The 20,286-nt window shown below is 64.8% G+C and carries 18 protein-coding genes and 1 tRNA gene; 13 read left to right on the forward strand and 6 right to left on the reverse strand.

Annotation, left to right across the window (positions count from 1 at the left end; genetic code table 11):
- Positions 1–15: 15 nt before the first annotated feature.
- From NVV99_RS07450 to NVV99_RS07470, 5 genes are all read right to left on the reverse strand, one after another.
- Positions 16–693 (reverse strand): hypothetical protein, encoded by a 678-nt coding sequence (locus NVV99_RS07450; protein ID WP_006553845.1) that lies wholly within the window; start codon positions 691–693, stop codon positions 16–18.
- A gap of 157 nt (positions 694–850) precedes the next feature.
- The gene (locus tag NVV99_RS07455) at positions 851–1,480 is read right to left on the reverse strand and encodes a DUF2461 domain-containing protein (protein WP_024103230.1); all 630 of its coding nucleotides are present in this window, start codon (positions 1,478–1,480) and stop codon (positions 851–853) included.
- 33 nt (positions 1,481–1,513) lie between these two features.
- Positions 1,514–2,491: a ribose-phosphate diphosphokinase gene (locus tag NVV99_RS07460; protein WP_024103231.1), complete on the reverse strand. Its 978-nt coding sequence runs from the start codon at positions 2,489–2,491 to the stop codon at positions 1,514–1,516.
- Positions 2,488–3,963: a bifunctional UDP-N-acetylglucosamine diphosphorylase/glucosamine-1-phosphate N-acetyltransferase GlmU gene (glmU, locus tag NVV99_RS07465; RefSeq protein WP_006553848.1), complete on the reverse strand. Its 1,476-nt coding sequence runs from the start codon at positions 3,961–3,963 to the stop codon at positions 2,488–2,490. Before glmU ends, NVV99_RS07460 begins: the two co-directional genes overlap by 4 nt.
- A 79-nt stretch (positions 3,964–4,042) precedes the next feature.
- Positions 4,043–4,114, reverse strand: a tRNA-Gln gene (locus NVV99_RS07470).
- Between the two features lie 192 nt (positions 4,115–4,306).
- Here NVV99_RS07470 and NVV99_RS07475 point away from each other — a divergent pair.
- From NVV99_RS07475 to NVV99_RS07500, 6 genes are all read left to right on the forward strand, one after another.
- The gene (locus NVV99_RS07475) at positions 4,307–4,912 is read left to right on the forward strand and encodes a TetR/AcrR family transcriptional regulator (RefSeq protein ID WP_024103232.1); all 606 of its coding nucleotides are present in this window, start codon (positions 4,307–4,309) and stop codon (positions 4,910–4,912) included.
- An 83-nt stretch (positions 4,913–4,995) separates the two neighbouring features.
- On the forward strand, positions 4,996–5,637 hold the full coding sequence (locus NVV99_RS07480) for a ScbR family autoregulator-binding transcription factor (RefSeq protein ID WP_024103233.1): 642 nt from the start codon (positions 4,996–4,998) through the stop codon (positions 5,635–5,637).
- Complete coding sequence (locus tag NVV99_RS07485) at positions 5,634–5,963, forward strand: helix-turn-helix domain-containing protein (RefSeq protein ID WP_024103234.1); 330 nt, start codon at positions 5,634–5,636, stop codon at positions 5,961–5,963. Before NVV99_RS07480 ends, NVV99_RS07485 begins: the two co-directional genes overlap by 4 nt.
- Positions 5,964–6,029: 66 nt before the next feature.
- Positions 6,030–6,608, forward strand: coding sequence for a PIN domain-containing protein (locus tag NVV99_RS07490; protein ID WP_039584602.1), 579 nt, complete (start codon positions 6,030–6,032; stop codon positions 6,606–6,608).
- A 139-nt stretch (positions 6,609–6,747) separates the two neighbouring features.
- A complete protein-coding gene (mfd, locus tag NVV99_RS07495; RefSeq protein WP_260782790.1) occupies positions 6,748–10,401 on the forward strand; it encodes a transcription-repair coupling factor in 3,654 nt (1,217 codons plus the stop codon).
- Entirely contained in the window at positions 10,398–11,051 is a 654-nt protein-coding gene (locus tag NVV99_RS07500; protein ID WP_041803563.1) for a MazG family protein, read from the forward strand. The genes mfd and NVV99_RS07500 overlap by 4 nt, the downstream gene beginning before the upstream one ends.
- Before the next feature lie 11 nt (positions 11,052–11,062).
- On the opposite strand, the gene NVV99_RS07505 is transcribed toward NVV99_RS07500, so the two are convergent.
- Positions 11,063–11,575, reverse strand: a complete 513-nt coding sequence (locus NVV99_RS07505; RefSeq protein ID WP_313906243.1) for a PIG-L family deacetylase — start codon at positions 11,573–11,575, stop codon at positions 11,063–11,065.
- 1,070 nt (positions 11,576–12,645) lie between these two features.
- On the opposite strand from NVV99_RS07505, the gene NVV99_RS07510 reads away from it, so the two are divergent.
- The 7 genes from NVV99_RS07510 to NVV99_RS07540 all read left to right on the forward strand — a co-directional run bounded on the left by NVV99_RS07510 (position 12,646) and on the right by NVV99_RS07540 (position 20,117).
- Positions 12,646–14,007, forward strand: a complete 1,362-nt coding sequence (locus NVV99_RS07510; RefSeq protein ID WP_024103239.1) for a glycosyltransferase family 2 protein — start codon at positions 12,646–12,648, stop codon at positions 14,005–14,007.
- Positions 13,986–15,380 carry a nucleotide sugar dehydrogenase gene (locus NVV99_RS07515; protein ID WP_242411690.1) on the forward strand — a complete coding sequence of 465 codons (1,395 nt, stop codon included), beginning with the start codon at positions 13,986–13,988 and terminating at the stop codon, positions 15,378–15,380. The genes NVV99_RS07510 and NVV99_RS07515 overlap by 22 nt, the downstream gene beginning before the upstream one ends.
- A 42-nt stretch (positions 15,381–15,422) precedes the next feature.
- A complete protein-coding gene (locus tag NVV99_RS07520) occupies positions 15,423–16,508 on the forward strand; it encodes an NAD(P)-dependent oxidoreductase (RefSeq protein WP_260782791.1) in 1,086 nt (361 codons plus the stop codon).
- Between the two features lie 104 nt (positions 16,509–16,612).
- Complete coding sequence (locus tag NVV99_RS07525) at positions 16,613–18,058, forward strand: polysaccharide deacetylase family protein (RefSeq protein ID WP_260782792.1); 1,446 nt, start codon at positions 16,613–16,615, stop codon at positions 18,056–18,058.
- A complete protein-coding gene (locus NVV99_RS07530; protein ID WP_024103243.1) occupies positions 18,055–18,840 on the forward strand; it encodes a hypothetical protein in 786 nt (261 codons plus the stop codon). The genes NVV99_RS07525 and NVV99_RS07530 overlap by 4 nt, the downstream gene beginning before the upstream one ends.
- Before the next feature lie 396 nt (positions 18,841–19,236).
- Positions 19,237–19,698, forward strand: coding sequence for an effector binding domain-containing protein (locus tag NVV99_RS07535; RefSeq protein WP_024103244.1), 462 nt, complete (start codon positions 19,237–19,239; stop codon positions 19,696–19,698).
- Positions 19,695–20,117: a hypothetical protein gene (locus NVV99_RS07540; RefSeq protein ID WP_024103245.1), complete on the forward strand. Its 423-nt coding sequence runs from the start codon at positions 19,695–19,697 to the stop codon at positions 20,115–20,117. The genes NVV99_RS07535 and NVV99_RS07540 overlap by 4 nt, the downstream gene beginning before the upstream one ends.
- The last annotated feature ends 169 nt before the right edge of the window (positions 20,118–20,286 follow it).

Genomic DNA, 20,286 nt, shown 5'->3' on the forward strand with positions numbered 1-20,286 from the left:
GGTGTGAGCCGGCGACTAGCTGCCGGATGCGCTCAGACGTGCCTTCTCGAGTGCGGCGAGGGTGCGCAGGATCGTCGCCTTCTGCTTCTCCAGATCGCTGCGGCGGGCGCGGGCGGCGAGGCCGTTCTGCTCGGCGACGAGCGCGAGCTGCGCGTCGATCGCGGAGAGCTGATCGAGCAGCGCGAGGGCCCGGGTCTGGATCTCCTCGACGTCCACGGCGCCCGTCCGGACCGGAGCCGCGGACTTCGCCGGCTTGGCCGAAGCGGACGAGCTGCGGGTCGCGGAGGCCGGACGCGTCGACGTCTGCGCGGAGGAACCGGTGTGGCCCTCCGTGATCGCGGCGGCGCGGGGACGCAAGGCCTTGCGCACGAGCGCCGGGTCGGGCTGCTCGGCGAGACGGATGTCGTTGAGGGCGCGGCGGGCCTCGCGGGCGGCGAGGCGGTGCTCGTATTCCTCCTCGTCGTCGGACTGCAGGGTGCCGCCGATGGGGCGCAGGCCGTACATGCCCATGAATTTGCGGGCCTCGTCGATGACGGCTTCGTGCTTACGGCATGTGGCACAGCGAGGTTCGTTGCGGAAGACCTCGACAGAGTCGGTGTCGCCGCACCAGACGCACGCACCCGGCGACCATCGTCGGACCGTTCGGATTGTCGCGTTTTCCGTAGGGGCTTCGAGAGTTTGCGCGTCGGTCACGAGGTGCCACTTTAGGTGAAAGCCGAGTTACGCAGGGGAGGGGGGTCTCGCACGACCTGCGACGATTTCACGCGGCGTGACGAAGATCATCCCCGTCCCGGCGCGTCCTTCAAACCATTGCGCCACACAGCATTTCCATACCACCCGGTCTGCCGGATCACGTTGTGGTAGCAGCGGTGAGCCAGCGCACCAGCGGCCGGAACTCACGCCACGCCGAACGCACCTCCTCGAGGGTGCGCGGACTGTCGATCCACGGCGGGGAGATCTCGGTGCGACCGGCCCACAGCGACCGGTGACGCATGAGTTCGATGCGGGGATGATCGGCGTCCACGCCGCGCGGCCGGGACTTCAACCGGTCGCCGCCGATCTCGTATCCCGCGCGTTCGAGCTTGCGCACGATCCTCCTGAGCTCGGGGCCGCGACGGTCGTGATCGACCCCGGTCCGGTAACCGGCGATCTGATCGGACGAGCCGTGGAACAGGCCGGCGGCGACCCGCAATCCGGCGGCGTTGATCTCGACGTAGTAGCCGACGCTCTGCGCGACGGAGGCGAATCCGCCCTGGTGGGTCTTGTACGGCAGCTTGTCCTTGCTGAACCGCACGTCGCGGTACGGGCGGAAGGCCTTGCCCTCCCCGAACTCCTCCTCGAGTTCCGCAAGTAGGGCAAGCATCGGGCCGCGCACGCAGTCGTCGTAGACGGCCTTGTGCGCGGCCCAGAATGCTTTGCTGTTGTCGGCCTCGAGATCGTCGTAGAAGTCGAGGGCCGCGACGGGAAATCCGGTGAACACCCGGACAAGTCTGCCCCGTCGTCGAGCGGAAGGTCAGGCGACCCCGTTGAACAGCGAGGTGACCGAGCCGTTCTCGAAGACCTCGCGGATCGTCTGCGCGAGCAGCGGAGCGATCGACAGCACGGTGAGGCAGTCGAACTGCTTCTCCGGCGGGATCGGCAGCGTGTTGGTGACGATGACCTCCTTGGCGCCGCACGAAGCGAGGCGCTCGGCGGCCGGGTCGGAGAGCACACCGTGGGTGGCGGCGATGATGACGTCGCCCGCGCCGGCCTCCTTGAGGATCTTCACGGCGCCGGCGATGGTGCCACCGGTGTCGATCATGTCGTCGATCAGGATGCAGGTGCGGCCCTCGACCTCACCGACCACGCGGTTCGACTTGACCTGGTTGGGCACCAGCGGGTCGCGGGTCTTGTGGATGAACGCCAGCGGCGCGCCACCGAGGGTGTCGGCCCACTTCTCGGCCACCCGCACGCGACCGGAGTCGGGGGAGACCACGGCGATGTTCTCGACGCCGTACTTGCCGCGGATGTACTCGGCGAGCTGGCCCTGTGCGTGCATGTGGTCGACCGGACCGTCGAAGAAGCCCTGGATCTGATCGGTGTGCAGGTCGACCGTGATGATGCGGTCGGCGCCGGCGGTCTTGAGCAGATCGGCGATCAGGCGGGCGGAGATGGGCTCGCGGCCGCGGTGCTTCTTGTCCTGACGGGCGTAGGGGTAGAACGGCAGGATCGCGGTGATGCGCTTGGCCGAACCACGCTTGAGCGCGTCGATCATGATGAGCTGCTCCATGACCCACTGGTTCAGCGGGAACGGATGGCTCTGCAGCACGAAGGCATCCGAACCGCGCACCGACTCCTCGAAACGCACGAACGTCTCACCGTTCGCGAAGTCTTGTGCCGTCTGCGGGGTGAGGGGGACGCCCAGTTCCTTCGCGACCTGCTCTGCCAGCTCGGGATGGGCCCGGCCGGAGAAGAGCATCAAGTTCTTCTGGTTGTCGATCCAATTGGTCACTGGTTCTGGCCGTCCTTCTGGCGATCGTGGTCGTGCGGCTGCTGTGCTCTCGATGCTGCCTCGGCAGCGGGGGTACCGGCGCGATTTCGCTGGACCCACCCGTCAATATTGCGCTGTGGCGTACCCGACACCGCCAGCGCCCCCGGAGGAACGTCGCGACGGAGTACTGTTCCGGCGCCCGTGTAGGCGCCGTCGCCCACCGTGAGGGGAGCGACGAACATAGTGTCCGACCCGGTCCGGACGTGCGATCCGACGACCGTGCGGTACTTCTTCACCCCGTCGTAGTTGACGAACACGCTCGATGCCCCGATGTTGGAGTGCTCGCCGATCTCCGCGTCGCCGACATAAGTGAGGTGGGGGACCTTCGAATGCGCTCCGATCTGCGCGTTCTTCGTCTCGACGAAGGCGCCGAGCTTGCCGCACGCGCCGAGTTCGGTGCCGGGGCGCAGGTAGGTGAACGGGCCGACGGTGGCCTCCGCGCCGATCACGGCGTCGGAGCCGTGGGTGCGCATCACGGTGGCGCCGGCGCCGACCTGCACGTCGGTCAGCGTCGTGTCGGGGCCGACCTCCGCGTCGTCGGCGATCACCGTGCGGCCGCGCAACTGCACACCCGGGTGGATGGTGACGTCGGCGCCGAGCACGACGTCGACGTCGATCCACGTCGAAGCCGGGTCGATCACCGTGACACCCTCGCGCATCCAGTGCTCGAGCAGGCGCCGGTTGAGTTCGGTGGTCAGTGCGGCGAGCTGGACGCGGTCGTTGACGCCGGAGACCTGCACCGCGTCGTCGGTGTGGAGTCCGCGGACGGTGTGGCCCTCGTTGCGGGCGATCTTCACGACGTCGGTCAGGTACAGCTCGCCCTGCGAGTTGTCGGCGCTCAGCTTGCCGAGCGCGGATCGCAGCGCGGCCGCGTCGAAGGCGTACACGCCCGTGTTGATCTCCTGGATCGCGCGCTGCGTCGGCGAGGCGTCCTTCTCCTCGACGATCCCGGCGACGTCGCCGTCGGTGGTGCGCACGATGCGTCCGTAGCCGGTCGGCTCGGACACCGTCGTGGTGAGGACGGTGACGGCGGCAGGTTCGGTGTCGAGGTGCGCGTCGAGCAGTTCCTGCAGGGTGTCGGAGCGGAGCAGCGGGACGTCGCCGGCGGTGACGACGACCGTGCCGTCGAAGTCGTCGGGGAGGGCACCGAGGCCGCACTCCACGGCGTGGCCGGTGCCGAGCTGTTCCTCCTGGACGGTCACCCGGATCTCGCGGTCGAGATCCGCGGCGACGGCGCTCACCTCGGCGGAGACCTCCTCGCGGCGGTGCCCGACGACGGTGACGAGATGGGCGGGTCCGAGTGCGGCGGCGGCGTACAGGGAGTGAGCGAGCATCGTGCGTCCACCGAGGGTGTGCAACACCTTCGGTGTCTTCGACCGCATCCTTGTTCCTGCTCCGGCTGCCAGCACGACGATCGCGGTCTGCACCTGCATGTAGCTCCCTCGACACGTTTCTGTACGCCGGTCCGTGCGTACACCGGGGAAGCGCTGAGGCTCCCCGGGACGGTTCCCGCTCCGCCGCCAGGACTCGAACCTGAACTATCTGAACCAAAATCAGAGGTGCTGCCGATTACACCACGGCGGATTGCCACACCCCCGCGGCGGAACCGGCGGGCGTGCGCCCCTGATCCTCGCACGAGACGGCGTCGACGTCGAACCTGGGGTGGCGCGATCGGGAATGGATAGGCTGTCGAACGTTCGAGTACGTCCCGCCGCCGAAGGAGGACCTGTGTCGCAGGCGTCGCAGAAGCGAACCGAGCGCACTCCGCGGATCCGGATGACGGGCACGCAGCGTCGGGAACAGCTCATCGAAATCGGTCGCGCCCTGTTCGCCGAGCGCGGCTACGAGGGCACCTCCATCGAGGAGATAGCCCAGCGGGCGCAGGTCTCCAAGCCGGTCGTCTACGAGCACTTCGGCGGTAAGGAAGGTCTCTACGCGGTGGTCGTGGACCGCGAGATGACCGTGCTGATGTCGATGGTCACCGAGAGCCTCACCCGCAACCGGTCGAGGATCCGCGTCGAGCGGGCCGCGCTCGCTCTGCTCACCTACATAGAGGAGCGCACCGACGGCTTCCGCATCCTCGTGCGCGACTCGCCGATGTCCGCCGAGGAAGGCACCTATTCGAGTCTGCTCAACGAGGCGATGCGTCAGGTGGGGAAGCTGTTGACCGGCGACTTCTCCCGGCGGGGGCTCAACCCGGAGTTCGCTCCGCTCTACGCCCAGGCTCTCGTCGGCATGGTCGCCACCACTGCGACGTGGTGGCTCGACCGCCGCACTCCGTCGAAGGAGGACGTCGCGGCCCACCTCGTGAACCTGTGCTGGAACGGCCTCATCGGTCTGGAAGCGGACCCGAAGCTCGGGGAACCCCCGGTTTCCGAATAGTCCTCTCGTTTCCGGGACCGTCTGCTCTCTACTTTCAGGTAAGTGGCGTTATCGTTGGGATACCCGTGAGAAGGCAGGCTGTGGTGGGACGACAAGTACGCGCAGAGGTGACACGCGAATCGGTGCTGCAGGGCGCAGCGACGATCTTCGTGCGCGACGGGTACGCGGACGCGAACCTGGGCGACATCATCGAGGAGGCCGGCGTCACCAAGGGTGCGCTGTACTTCCACTTCGGTTCGAAGGAAGAACTGGCGCGCGGGGTGATCGACTCCGGCTATGTCCGCTTCGAGGCCGCCGCCGAGTCCAAGATGGACCGCCGTTCCCCGGCGCTCGAGACACTGATCGACCTGTCGGTCCTGCACGTCGACATGTCCGAGACCGATTCCGTGGTGCGGGCGATGTTCCGGCTGCTGGTCGAGATCGGCGACTACCAGGGCACCGAGCACCGGCCCTACGAGATCTGGCAGAACAACCTGCAGGAGCTCGCGGCCCGGGCCGCCGACGAGGGCGACCTCGTCGAGGACGTCGACGTCCACGCGGTCTCCCTGCTGCTGCTCGAACAGTCGATGGGCGCCCGGATCATGGCGAACGCTCTCAAGGCGACCGAACGGCTCGCAGAGCAGACCGGTGCGATGTGGCAGATGATCCTGCCCGCGCTGGTGCCGGCGAACAAGCTCGAATACTTCCGGCAGTTCGTGGAGCGCCGTCTGCGGCTGCAGTCGTGACCTTCGGGCCGTTCTCCGCCGAGGAGGCCCCCGCGGCGCTGGCGGGTCTGCTCGACCGGTTCGGGTCCGACACCGCCGTGACGATCGGTGTCGTGCCGTCGTTGCTCACCATCGCCCAGGCCGCCGACGTCCTCGGCTGCTCCCGCCGGCACGTCGCGCGCCTGGTCGACACGGGCGCACTCTCCGCCGACTTCCACGGCCTGCACCGGCGGGTGTCGCGCTCCGACGTCCTCGACCTCGCGAAGCAGCAGGCGGAGGTGGTCACGACGGTCCTCGACGGACTCGCCGATCTCACGCGGCGCGAAGGACTGTACGACCCGTTCTGACAGCATGACGCGGCCCGCCGTGGCAGCACGGTAAGGTCCGTTCCGACGGTTCGACGAAGGGTGACGATGCCGGTTCGAGTGGTGCTCGATGCGACGGTCCTCGCCCGCCCCCGCCTGCGCGATGTGGCGCTCGCCCTTACCGAAGACGGACTCTACCAACCCTTCTGGAGCGACGGAATCATCGCGGAAGTGGACCGCCGACTGCCGCAGGAACTGCTGCGTCCCGCCCGCGACTTCCTCTTCGCCGAACTCGACCGCGCCTTCCCCGACGCCCGGGTGGTCTGGCCCACCACCGTGCTCCGCGAGGTGCCGCACGTGACGGGACCGAGGGAGGCACACGTGACCTCGGTGGCGCTGCTGTGCCACGCCGACGCCGTCGTCACCGCCGACCCCGAGCTCACCGGGGCACTGGAACGATCGGGTATCGAAGCGTGGACACCCGACGCTTTCGTCACCTTCGCGCTCGACGCCGATCCCGTCCGCACCCGCGCGGCACTGCTGAGAATGGTGCGCCGTCGCTGGCTCGCCGACGATGACACCCGGCGCGAGGCGGACGACGACGAACTGTTCGCACGGCTGGCCGAGTGGGCCGCGCGCGACCTCGGTGCAAACAGCGCCGACCTCCTCGCGCCCCCGGCGCGGTAGCGCGTTTCACGCCCCCGGCGCGGTAGCGCGTTTCACGCCCCCGGCGCGGTAGCGCGTTTCACGCCCCGGCGCGGTGACGCGCGGGGAACAGCGGAATAGACTCGACAAGGTTCTCGTCCCACACTCAGGAGCGCCTTCCTTGTCTGCTGTGCCCCCGGCCGCTGTCCCACTGTCCGGATTGGCGCGGATCGCGCTGGCCGACGACAGACTGCGCAGGATCGGCGAGCTCGCCGGTTCCGCCGAACAGGAGATCGTCGCCCCACCCGCCGCGCGGCCGTTCGTCGCGGCGGCGCTGGCCGAGAAGACACCTCTGCTCGTGGTCACCGCCACCGGACGCGAGGCCGACGATCTCACCGCCGAACTCACCGAGATGTTCGGCGAGGGCGTCACGCAGTTCCCCTCGTGGGAGACCTTGCCGCACGAGCGCCTGTCGCCGAGCGCCGACACGGTCGGCCGTCGCCTGCACGTCCTGCGTCGCCTCGCGCGTCCCGACGATCGCGATCTCGGGCCCGCACTGCGGGTCGTCGTCGCCACCGTACGGTCGCTGGTGCAGCCGATGGCTCCCGGACTCGGCGAGATCGACCCCGTCACGCTGCGGGTCGGCACCGAACACGACTTCGAGGAACTCGTCGAGCGGCTCGTCGAACTGGCGTACACCCGCGTCGACATGGTCGGCAAGCGCGGTGAGTTCGCGGTGCGCGGCGGCATCCTCGACGTCTTCCCGCCCACCGCCGACCATCCGGTCCGCGTCGAGTTCTGGGGCGACGAGGTCACCGAACTTCGCTGCTTCTCCGTCGCCGACCAGCGTTCGATCTCCGAGGTCGACGTGCCGGTGCTCGTCGCGCCGCCGTGCCGCGAACTGCTGCTCACCGACGAGGTCAAGGCCCGCGCCGCGCAGCTCGCCGAGGACAACCCGGCCGATGCGGCGCTCGTCGAGATGCTCGACAAGGTGGCCGGCGGCATCCCCGTCGAGGGCATGGAAGCGTTGCTGCCGGTGCTGCAGCCCGGCGAGTTGCAGTTGCTCACCGACGTTCTGCCCGCCGGGGCTCACGTGCTGATCTGCGACCCGGAGAAGGTCCGCACCCGTGCGAGCGATCTCGCCCGCACCGGGCAGGAGTTCCTCGAGGCGTCGTGGACGGCCGCCTCGATCGGTGGTGCGGCGCCGCTCGACACCTCGAACCTCAACGGGGTGGACGGCCGGAAGCTCGATCTCGGCGCGTCGGCCTACCGGTCGCTGCGTCAGGTGCGCGAGGCCGCGCAGGCCGCGGGCAGACCGTGGTGGACGCTCAGCCCGCTCGCCTCCGGTGCCGACACCGAACTCGTCCTCGACGTGCAGCCGGCCCCCGAGGTCCGCGGCTCCGAGGACCTGCTGTCGATGCTGTTCGTGAACCTGCGCGCCCACGTCACCGCGGGGGGCCGTGCGGTGATCGTCGTCGCCGGTGCGGGCACCGGACAGCGCATCCTCGAGCGGCTGAAGGAGAACGAGGTCCCCGCCGCGAAGCTCGAACCGGGCACCGAACCGGTGCGCGGGCAGGTCGGCGTCATGCGCGGTTGCCTGCACGAGGGCGTCGTCCTCCCCGGCAACGACGACAACGTGGTGCCGGGGCTGGTGGTCGTCACCGAGGCCGACCTCACCGGTAACCGCGTGGTCACCGAGGGCCGCAAGACTCCCGTCAAGCGTCGCAACCAGGTCGACCCGCTCGCCCTGAACGCCGGTGACTTCGTCGTCCACGACCAGCACGGCATCGGCAAGTTCGTCGAGATGGTCGAGCGCACGGTCGGTGGTGCCCGCCGCGAGTATCTCGTCATCGAGTACGCGCCCGGCAAGCGGGGCCAGCCCGGCGACAAGCTGTTCGTGCCGATGGAGCAGCTCGACCAGCTCTCTCGGTACGTCGGCGGTGAGCTGCCGTCCGTCAGCAAGCTCGGCGGATCCGACTGGGCCAACACCAAGCGCAAGGCGCGCAAGGCGGTTCGCGAGATCGCGGGCGAGCTCGTGCGGCTGTACGCGGCGCGGCAGGCCTCGCCCGGCCATGCCTTCGCGCCCGACTCGCCGTGGCAGAAGGAGATGGAGGACGCCTTCCCCTTCACGGAGACACAGGACCAGCTCACGGTGATCTCCGAGGTCAAGGCCGATATGGAGAAGGCGGTGCCGATGGACCGCGTCGTGATCGGCGACGTCGGCTACGGCAAGACCGAGATCGCGGTGCGTGCGGCCTTCAAGGCCGTGCAGGACGGCAAGCAGGTCGCGGTGCTCGTCCCCACGACCCTGCTCGCGCAGCAGCACCTGCAGACCTTCACCGAGCGGATGGCGGCCTTCCCCGTGACGGTGAAGGGGCTGAGCCGATTCACCGACGTATCCGATTCGCGCGCGATCACCGAGGGCATGGCCGACGGCACCGTCGACATCGTCGTCGGCACCCACCGCCTGCTCCAGACCGGGATCCGCTGGAAGGACCTCGGTCTCGTGATCGTCGACGAGGAGCAGCGTTTCGGCGTCGAGCACAAGGAGCACATCAAGGCGCTGCGCACGCACGTCGACGTGCTCACGATGTCGGCAACTCCGATCCCGCGAACCCTCGAGATGAGCATGGCCGGGATCCGCGAGATGTCGACCATCCTCACCCCGCCCGAGGAACGGCACCCGATCCTCACCTATGTGGGTGCCTACAACGACAAGCAGGTCGCCGCGGCGATCCGCCGGGAGCTGCTTCGCGACGGCCAGGTCTTCTACGTCCACAACCGGGTGAGCTCGATCGACAAGGCCGCCAAGCGACTCCGCGATCTCGTCCCCGAGGCGCGGGTCGCGGTCGCGCACGGGCAGATGAACGAGGAGACGCTCGAGAAGACGGTGCAGGGCTTCTGGCAGCGCGAGTTCGACGTGCTGGTGTGCACGACGATCGTCGAGACCGGCCTCGACATCTCGAACGCCAACACGCTCATCGTCGAACGTGCGGATTCGCTCGGTCTGTCGCAGCTGCACCAGTTGCGCGGCCGCGTCGGGCGTTCGCGTGAGCGCGGCTACGCGTACTTCCTGTACCCGGCGGAGAAGCCGCTGACGGAGACCGCCTACGACCGACTCGCCACGATCTCGCAGAACTCCGATCTCGGCGCGGGTATGGCCGTGGCCATGAAGGACCTCGAGATTCGCGGCGCCGGTAACGTTCTCGGTGCCGAACAGTCCGGCCACGTCGCCGGCGTGGGCTTCGACCTGTACGTGCGGCTCGTCGGCGAGGCCGTCGAGGCGTACCGGGCCGCGGCCGACGGCCGCACGGTCACCACCGACGAAGCGCCCAAGGAGGTGCGGATCGACCTTCCCGTCGACGCGCACATCCCGGCCGACTACGTCGCATCCGACCGGCTGCGCCTCGAGGCGTACCGCAAGCTCGCCGCCGCGAACGACGACGCCGCGATCGCCACGGTCGTCGACGAACTCGTCGACCGTTACGGTCCGCTGCCCGATGAGGTGCAGCGGCTCGTGTCCGTCGGCCGGTTGCGGTTGCTGTGCCGCGAGTACGGCCTCGAGGAGGTCGCGGTCACCGGCACCCAGATCCGGATCTCGCCGATGGAGCTGCCCGACTCGAAGCAGATGCGGCTCAAGCGGTTGTACCCGGGAGCGCAGTACCGCGCGACGAGCGGTCTCGTGCAGCTGCCGATCCCGCGGACCGGCGGGGTGGGATCGGATCGGGTGCGCGATGTGGCGCTGCTGCAGTACATCGCCGACTTCCTGCTCGCCCTCGACGGCAAGCCGCAGGGCTCGGTGGACCTGAACAGCGCGGCGACGGTGAATGCATGACCGACTACACCGCTCTCGCCGAGGCGGCGGCCGTGATGGACAGACTGTGGTCGTTCGGGGGATGGGAGGTCACCCAGACCCACGAGAGTCTGCGCCGCTATCTGATCGAGGAGACCTACGAGGTTCTCGACGCCGTCGAGTCGGGTGATCCGGACGAGCTCCGCGAAGAACTCGGCGACCTGCTGCTGCAGGTGCTGTTCCACTCCCGGATCGCCGAGGCGAACGGGCAGTTCACGGTCGACGACGTGGCGGCGACGCTCGTCGCCAAGCTGGCCGCGCGCAGCCCGCACCTGACCAACGGGCACACCGGTCCGCTCGACGTCGCGGAGCAGGAAGCAGCGTGGGAGATCGCGAAGAAGACGGAGAAGGCTCGAACGTCCTGTCTCGATGGGATCGCGCTCTCCCAGCCGTCCTTGGCGCTGGCCGAAAAGGTGATCGAACGTGCTCGGCGGGCGGGGCTGCCGAATCGACTCATCCCTCCGGAGTTGCGTACCGTTCGTATCGGCGAGGGCGGGGCGGAAGAGGCACTTCGCTCGGTCACTCTGAGGTTCATCGCCGCTGTCCGGGCGGCCGAGACGTCCGCGCGGGACGAAGGCCATGTGGACGGCAACTTGACGGCGAAGGAATGGTCGATGTTCTGGCCCCGGTAGGCAGCGGGCGATCAGGTCTGGTCGAAATGAACGACGGCGCTCTGGGCCGAGAACGCCTCGGCATACTGGTTGTGGCACTGTACCCCGCGGAGCCGTGCCAGTCCGATGAACGCCTGTTCGTCGAACCAGTCGCGGTCGGACAGTGACGAATAGTGCTTCAAGAGGATTCGTGCCTTCTCCTCGGCTACCCGACGTGTCAGGGGTTGATAGATGGTCAGGCGGGAGAGTTCGGCCTCCGAGGTGAAGACCTCGTATCCCAGTCTCAGATGTTGTGGGAAGAGGCCGGCGGCGACCTCGGCAAGTACGCGGTGGTCTTCGTCCACAGACTCTCTCTGTGGAACGAAGAGGACATCGGGCGTGCAGCGGCGGCGGAACGACTCGAGTGCGCCGCCGATCTCGTTCCGGTAGAGCATTGCGTGGCCTGCAGGAACGTCGAGAACGGACAACTCGATATCGGCGTTCGAGCAGAGCGCGGCCAGCGCATGACGCTCCTCGATCTCGCATCGGGACTCCTCGCCGGACACCAAGAGTGCACGAATTCTGAGCCGAGGCGAATGCGCGGCCAGACCGAGTAAGGTGCCCCCGACCCCGAGGGCGAGGTCACCGCAATGTGAGCCGACTACCGCGACTTCGTTCAGGCCTCGGAGGTATAAGTTGATCATTGTCTGGTCCCTCCAGTTCGACATCCCTCAACATAACGTACTTTGAGTCCAATGAAGTTGGTATAAAACAAATAAGAGTCTTTTAAGTAGGCCTCCACGGACTCTCGGAATGTCACTACGCTCCCCCGATTCGACCTCGGGTCCGGAAGCCGCGGTTCGCGCCAGGTGGCGCGAGTGTCGAACTACATGTACATCGGTGACTGTCACCTCGGGCTGCATGAGATCCGCCGAGACTCCCGTGCCTCGTTCCGGGTCGGTGCGGTGCCGGGTGACCGGCGGAGCGGCTTCCGGGGATCCTGCCGACAGTCGAGGTTATCGTTGTCATGCCTGAAGTTGCTGGACAGCAGTATCTTTCGCCTGTTCCGAGGATGGGGGTCGGTGGCGACCCAGGTATGCGAGCGAGGGCGAGCGTCGCACGAGGGGGGTGCTCGATGAACAAACCGCAGCGCATCATAACCCGTACGAAACATTCCAGCAGATTTGTTCTAGGGCTTATTGCGTATGGAAGGTATGTGTGGCTAGTCTAAAGGTGCTTCCGGTTCGTCGTCGGGGATGATTCCGGTCGTGCAGTGAGGTATGCGCGACGAGGGACTTGCGACCCGAACGCATCCACGTGGGGTGACGCGATTGTCGCCCTCGATATCGATGCAGAGGACGTGGGGCAATGATGTATTCAACCGAGTTCCGGTCGACCGCAGCTGCGGCGCGACAGACGTCATCGACTGCTCCGATTCCAGCGTGGATCCTGCACCTGTAATCGTCAGCCCTGGATCTCGGCCGTCGCTGTGTGCTCAATTCTCTCTCGTTGCACGTCTTGCACTCGACTGCCCGCATTCGGAATTGAATGTCGACCTCTATCTATTGGCCGACAAGATGTTTCACCCGTAAACCCTCATATGCCGAGGCAGACAAGACATTCAAGTGGAGGAAAATTGATCGTCGTACTCGTGATCTTCATACTCGGGCTCGGGACGATCGTCTGGGCGTGCATCGGTTCGATGCGGTTCATATACGAAAGGGCTCACGCTGCCCGCCGGACGGAGGCGGCGCACATTGCGGTCGAAGATGTAGCCGTCCTCCTCGCAGCCCATAACGAGGCCGTGGTCATCGCTGGCGCAATCGAGGCTGCGGCTGCACTCGTGGCCAGGAAACGGATTCATGTCGTATCGGATGGATCATCCGACGCGACCGCAGAGATCGCTCGCCGCCTCGGTGTCCGCGTGCTCGAACTCGAACGGAATCGTGGAAAGGCCGGAGCGCTGAGTGCCGGCCTCGAACATTTCGAGCTGTGTGACCGATTCGAAGTGGTGCTTCTCCTCGACGCGGACACCCGCCTGTCGCCCGACTATCTGCAAACGGGGTTGCCATTGTTCGACGATCCGGGCGTAGTCGCAGTCGCCGGATGCGTGAGGGGTGTGGTCGATAAGCCCGCACCGACCGTGCTCGGCCGGTTACTGGTGGCTTATCGGGAACGGCTGTATGTGATCGTGCAGCTTCTCTTCAAATACGGCCAGGCTGCACGTCGCATCAACGTCGTGAATATCGTTCCGGGGTTCGCGAGCATGTATCGAACTGCCGCGTTGTCCCGGATCGATATTGCTGCGCCAGGCCTGGTCATCGAAGACTTCAACATGACTTTCGAAGTACATGCAAAGAAATTGGGAAGAATTGCCTTCCGGCCGGGATCTGCCGTCGCCTACACGGAGGATCCGGACAATCCGAGGGATTACGTTCGGCAGATCAGTCGTTGGAACCTCGGGTTCTGGCAGACGGTTCGACGCCACGGGTTGCGGCACGGGCTCTTCTGGACCGTCCTGGCACTTCATCTCATCGAGTTGATCATCAGTAGCGTTCTCCTGGTTCTGGTGGTTCCGCTCCTGTTGGTACACACATTCGTCCGATTTGCGGAGGCGTCCGATATCGGAGTGGTAGAACCGATTCGTCTCGTCGCCACGACAGTAGGACTCGAAGCAGTGTTGTTCGGGTTGCTGTTGCCCGATTTCCTCTTGACCGTATTCGCAGCGTGGGTGCTCCGTCGTCCTTCGTACCTGGTGTTCGGCCTTGTGTTCCCCGTAGTGCGAATACTGGATGCCTATATCTGCTTGAGTGCGGTCCCGCGTACGTTCTCGACGCAGTCCAACGGCAGTTGGGCGAGCCCGACTCGCCGCAGTTCCCCCATTCGGCCTGACCCGGTCGAAAGGATCCCCGCAACAAGATCGGCAACTCGTTACAGCGCACTCCGGCTGTCCGACCCGACCCGTAAGGAACGAACATGTCCTTTGAAGCCAGTGTGAACGGTACACATCCCTCGGCAGGCGAGTTGACGCCGCGAGGGGGCATCGAGATATCTCTCGACCCCAGCGGGTCCGGAAATGCGCACTCGGACGCCGGACACTCCGAAATGGATCAAGAGGTCTTCGACGTGGCGATCGTGGGGTTGGGGTACGTAGGACTACCGACGGCACTGTCCTTTCACGATGCCGGCTATCGGGTACTCGGCCTCGACGTGAATTCGAACCGTCTGGATACGATTCGGCGCCGACATGTGGATCTGATCGAAGCGGACCGGCAACGACTCGAACGAGCAGTCGAAGATTCGAGATTCGTGCTGACCGCCGACCCTGTGATGTTGCGGCGATCGACTGCCGTCGCGATCTGTGTTCCTACGCCGGTCGACGAACACTTGGTGCCGGACCTCGGGCCGTTGATGAAGGCATGCAAAAGTGTTGTAGAACATACCGTCCCGGGTCAGTTGGTGATGCTGACCTCGACCACCTACGTGGGTTGCACCGAAGAGCTGCTGGCCGCTCCGCTACGGTCCAGAGGATTGATCCCGGGTACCGACGTCTTCGTGGCATTCAGTCCGGAACGAATCAACCCGGGCACCGACGCTTACGCGCACGAGAATGTGCCTCGGGTTGTCGGTGGTGTCACACCGGCATGTACCGAAGCTGCGCTTGCGTTGGTCGCGAAGTGTGTGAACAAGGTTCATCCCGTATCCCGTGCCGAAGTTGCAGAGATGTCCAAGCTTCTCGAGAACACTTTCAGAGCAGTGAACATCGCTCTCGTCAATGAGTTCGCCGACATCTGTAGTCATCTGGAGATCGACGTTACCGAGGTGGTAGAAGCAGCAGCCACCAAACCGTACGGGTTCATGCCATTCTTCCCCGGGGCAGGTGTAGGTGGCCACTGCATCCCGTGTGATCCCCAGTATTTGCTGTGGCAGTTGCGGAAACAGCGTCGCACTGCGCCTCTGATAGAACTGTCGATGAATGAGATCGCATTGCGCCCCCGGCATGTGGTCGAACGCGTGATCAGAGCGCTTTCGGACCGTGGGCGTCGAATCCGAGGTGCTCGCGTACTGCTCGTCGGAGTGGCCTACAAACCGGATGTCGAGGATCTTCGTGAGTCGCCGGCCCTGGAGATCATGGAGGATCTCCGGCACGAGGGTTCGGTGGTCTCGTACTACGACCCGTTGATTCCCGTTGTCCGACTACGAGATGGCACCGAAGTCGAGAGCGTTACCGATCCGAGTGCGGTGCAGCCAGACCTCGTGGTCGTTCACACGCTGCATACCGGTGAGGACACGAATTGGTTGGCCGACCAACCTCAGGTACTCGACGCCACATATCGGCTCAAGAATCTGCCCCACGTGCTCCATCTGTGACGGAACACCTACGGGAGCGGTGCCCTGGAGGAGGAAGAAATTATGAGAAGTGTAGTTACCGGCGGTGCCGGTTTCATCGGTAGTCATCTGGTCGAACATCTGTTGGCGCAGGGAGACGAAGTCGTTGTTCTCGATGACTTCTCCACGGGATCCAGACGGAACCTGGCGTCGGCGGAGGGCTCGCCGACACTGAGTGTTGTCGAAGGTTCGATCCTCGATCGGGCGCTCGTGGACGCGGTCGTCACTTCTGCCGACCGAGTGTTCCATTTGGCTGCCGCAGTAGGAGTCCGACGAATAGTAGAGGAGCCATTGGAGTCCCTCCGCGTCAATCTCCATGGGACCGAGAATGTTCTGGAAGCTGCATGTTCCACCGGTGCGGTACTGCTGCTGGCATCGACCAGTGAGGTCTACGGGAAGAACACATCGGACGGTTTGACCGAGGAATCCGACCGCATCCTGGGGTCGCCCCTGAAGTCTCGGTGGACATACGCGGCAGCGAAGGGGATCGACGAGGCAATGGCCCGTGCATATTTCGACCGATACGGGCTCAGAGTTGCCATCGCCAGACTGTTCAACACGGTCGGTCCGAGGCAGACAGGCCGATACGGGATGGTGGTACCGAACCTTGTAGGCCAGGCTGTGCGGGGGGAACCGTTGACCGTCTACGGCGATGGGCTGCAGACCCGATGCTTCTCGTATGTCGGCGACGTGGTTCCGGCACTCGTCCGGTTGTCGGAGACTCCTGAAGCTTACGGACGAGCATTCAACCTGGGTGGTGCTCAAGAAATTTCGATCCTGAGCCTCGCCGAACTGATAATCGAGATACTCCACAGTCCCAGCAGAATCGAACTCGTACCGTACGAGGTTGCCTACCCGCAAGGATTCGAGGACATGAGGCGTCGCGTCCCGGACAATACGAATGCGCGGAAGTGTGTCGGATTCGAACCGCAGACACGATTGGACGAGATCGTTCTCGCCGTGGAGAAGTCGGTTCGTGAGCGAGCGGAAGGCAGGAATTCCTCGGAGTATCCGGTTCTCGACTCGGCCGGTCCGGTTGCCCCTTCGGAGCGTGACCGGGAATCTCGCAGGGGGGCTTCCGAGGCCGAGGAGATTCCGGCAAGGTGGTGAGGTGAACAGTGCGTTCGGTCCGTTTCGGCGAGGGCGGAGGTCACCGCAGAGCACACCGGCCGAGGGCTCTGGGGAGCGGACGTGGCCGTACTGTCTCGTGGTGGGTGTTCCTTGTGATCATTGGCATGGCCGTCCAGTTCGGTATCTCGCGTTTGATCGGGGGATCCGCAGAAACCGATGACAACCAGGACATAGTGCAGCCGGTGGTACATGATCCGTACGTTCCGCAGGACAGGCTCTTCACCGCAAGTGAGCCTCCCGTCGAACCACTCGGCGGGGCGCCGGGAATGCCCGTGGTCAGTATGACTTTCGACGACGGGTTCGCGGATCAGATCAGGGCCGCACGCACGATGTCCCAGTATGGTATGGAAGGCACCTTCTACGTGAACTCGGGAACTATCGGTACGCCCGGGCACTTGACCTCGGACGACCTGATCGAGATCGCCAACGGCGGGCACGAGATAGGCGGCCACACCGTGAATCATTCGATCATCGAAGCTCTCCCGATCGAGGAGGCACAGCGTGAGATCTGCATCGATCGGAAGACCTTGCTCGAGTGGGGCTTTCCGGTGAGGAGTTTCGCGTACCCCTTCGGGGCCGCCACGCCGCCTCTCGAAGAGGCGGTAGAGGCCTGCGGCTACAACAGTGCGCGTGACCTGGGGGATCTTCGGAGCGTCACCGGTTGTTTCGACTGTCCGGTCACCGAACATCCGGTTCCTCCGCAGATGATGCTGGTGAGAGCCCCGGCGCAGGTGGAAATTTCCTGGACCATAGAGGATCTTCAACAGCGCGTGCTCGAAGCGATGGACGTGGGGACGGGACTTCTTCCTCTCACATTCCATCGGCTGTGTACGGACGACTGCAATCAGATCTCGATTCGGGAGCCCCTGTTTGCGCAGTTCGTTGCGTGGTTGTCGGAGCTGGAACGCGCCGGCCGGATCGCAGTACGGCCGATGGGAGATGCCCTCGGAGGTCCGGTCCAGCCTGCGCGGCCGGTTCCGGCTCGGTCCCCGGCGCCTGCGGAGTCCAACGCATTGACGAATCCGAATCTACAAGGCACGGCTCCGGAGTTGCCCGAATGCTGGTCCCCGGCCTCCTGGGGGGCCAATAGTCCGACCTTCGCCACCGTTCCGGGCGAAACCCCGGGGACAGTAGGGCTCGAATTGACCATGGACGATCACGTGGACGGGGATGCCAAGTTCATGCCTGTTCCGGATCTCGGAACGTGCGCACCATCGGTCGTACCAGGACACAGATATGTGCTGAAAGTGCGATACCGATCCACCGCTCCGACCCAGTTGGTCGTTCAGTACCGTCTCGCCCGAGGCGTCTGGACGTTCGGAGCTGCCAGTCCCGAATTCGCTTCCACCGAGCATCCGACATGGGCGGAATGGACGACGCCTCCGATCCCGGTGGGCGTCACGGGAATCAGCTTCGGTCTGAGTCTTGCGCGCAACGGCACATTGGTGACCAGTGGTTACGAGATGTACGACCGCACCCCCGAACCGAGCTCGCCGGTCTCCGATCCGCATGAAGGCTCAACTCGATGACCGAAAAGCGTTCGAAAGTGTCTTCCCAGAAGTGCACCCTGACAGCGATTTCGCTCTTGCTGACCGCATGCTCATCGGTCGATGATGCACGGCACGCCACGAAGCGCGAGTACCCGTGGCACACCGATATCGTTGCAACGACCTTCTGGGTCGGGGAGATTCTCGACCCCCTGGTCTCGGATGGGAGTCAGGTCGTCTCGACATACGACGCAAACTGGATGGAGAACTACGGTGGCTGTGACGGTGTCGTAGAGGACGGAGTGTGCAAGACGGAACGCCGGACGGCCGACAACGACTACTTCCCCACGAGCATGGAGCCCAAGCAGAATCCCTTCTACCTGGATCTACCGTTCGACGATGTGAACAATCGGAGGGCATTCGAGACACGTGCAGACGTGGTTCCATGGGCAGAGGACCCCGGATACGCCGGACGGGCGGAGGATCGTTCGTTCAGTTTCCTGAAGAATCGGTGGGTCCGGCTCGAACGCGACGGCGCCGTCTGCTACGGCCAGATCCAGGACGCAGGTCCGGCGCTCTACGATGACGCCGAGTACGTATTCGGCGACGCCGACGAGCGCCCGAGGAGCGACATGTTCAACGGGGCGGGTTTGGATGTGTCACCGGCACTGAACGGATGTCTGGGTTTCTCCGAGCTGAATGGTCAACACGACAGGGTGAATTGGCAGTTCGTCGAAGATGACGAGGTTCCCGAAGGGCCTTGGACCATTATCGTCACGACTACTCCTGTCATCCCGTTCGCGAGAGTTCCGGGGCAACGTTGATCATGGACTCCTCGCCTTCAGGTACTGTCGCTCGTTTGCAATGCCTGAGCGAGTGGGGCAGTCGGGCTGGTTCGAGCCGTGGCGTGTTCGGGGGTCACGGGTCGGCCGGCCCGGCTGTAGTGCACACCCGAGGGCTCCGCGAGTCGCGGTGCTCAACGAACTCCCGTCGCTGAGTCGTGGGTCGGCGACGGTCTACAACATGGCAGGGGCGGTACGCCACCGAAGTCTGCATGCGCGTGGTGTAATAATCAGTCGAAAACAAACCGACAGTATGTGGATTTGGTGTTTGCTATGCAGGCATGACGTTCTAAGATGTGGAGGCACAGCGATCGAGTTCGTGTCGGGCGTTCCGATGTTGTAGGGATATAGCAGGGGATATCCAGCGGAGGTCGCCCGATGTCGTTCGAAATCGTTCGTCGCGAGCAGACGCTCGTCGCCGGTCTACCGGTTCGAAGCCCTCGACGGGCGCTCGGCCAGGTACGGGACAGGGCTCTCGAACGCGCCTGGCACGCGGTGCTCAAAGAGAAGCTCGGCGGTCCTCTGGCCTCTGCCTACACCGACCATGCGGTCGAGATCGGCTCCTACTACACCCAGACGGTCGGCTATCGGTGCGAGTCCCTGGATCAGGTGTCGGAGGGGCACTTCGTGGCCTGTGTCCCTGCCGGCACGTACGCGAAGTTCAGTTCCATGGGCAATTTTCCCCAGGTCGTCTCGGATCTCTGGGAGCAGGTCGGAGAAGCTGAGGCCTCCGGTGCGATCCAACGGTCCTTCGTCGGCGATTTCGAGTCCTACCCCAACGCCTTCAGTATCGATCTGTATGTGTCTGTATTCGATTCGGGCAAGGGCGGTGGACGATGACGTTCGAGATCACGAAGCTGCGCGAACATTGTGTGGGCGGCCTGGTACTGCCGGGGATGGAACCGAACGGACGAGGCCAGAAGGCCGAACTACTGGCCTTCACGCAGGATCGTGTTCGAGCACGCGGATTGCAGGAATTGCTCGTCCTGTACGTCTGTCACGCCGAAGTGGGATGGACTGCGCTGGTAGGGACCCGATGCAAGGGACTGTACGACCTGACGGTGGGCGACTCTCTGTTCAGGGTTCCCACCGCCTACTTCGCGCACTTTCGTCCGGACGATGATTCCGACGCAGACGAAGATCTCTGGTCGCAGGTGGACGAAGCGGAGAAGGAAGAACGAATCGATCGTGCCTACCGGGGTGAAATCGCAGTGGTAGGGCCGTCGGGAACAACCGATCTGTACGTTTCTTTGTTGTGAAGGGTCATGCGGAGCGCTTCTTTACTGCATACTCACGTTCGTAGACCGTCTCGGCGTTCGGACCGGGTGGTCACGCCCGATATCGACCACGTCGAACCGCGGTGCTCGTCGGGTGGAGGTGAGCAGGAGGTGGCCGGTGGATCCAGGACTACGGGCTTTTCCGAGCATG

The sequence above is a fragment of the Rhodococcus sp. PAE-6 genome (assembly GCF_025290685.1).
GTDB classification, from domain to species: Bacteria; Actinomycetota; Actinomycetes; order Mycobacteriales; family Mycobacteriaceae; genus Rhodococcus; species Rhodococcus pyridinivorans.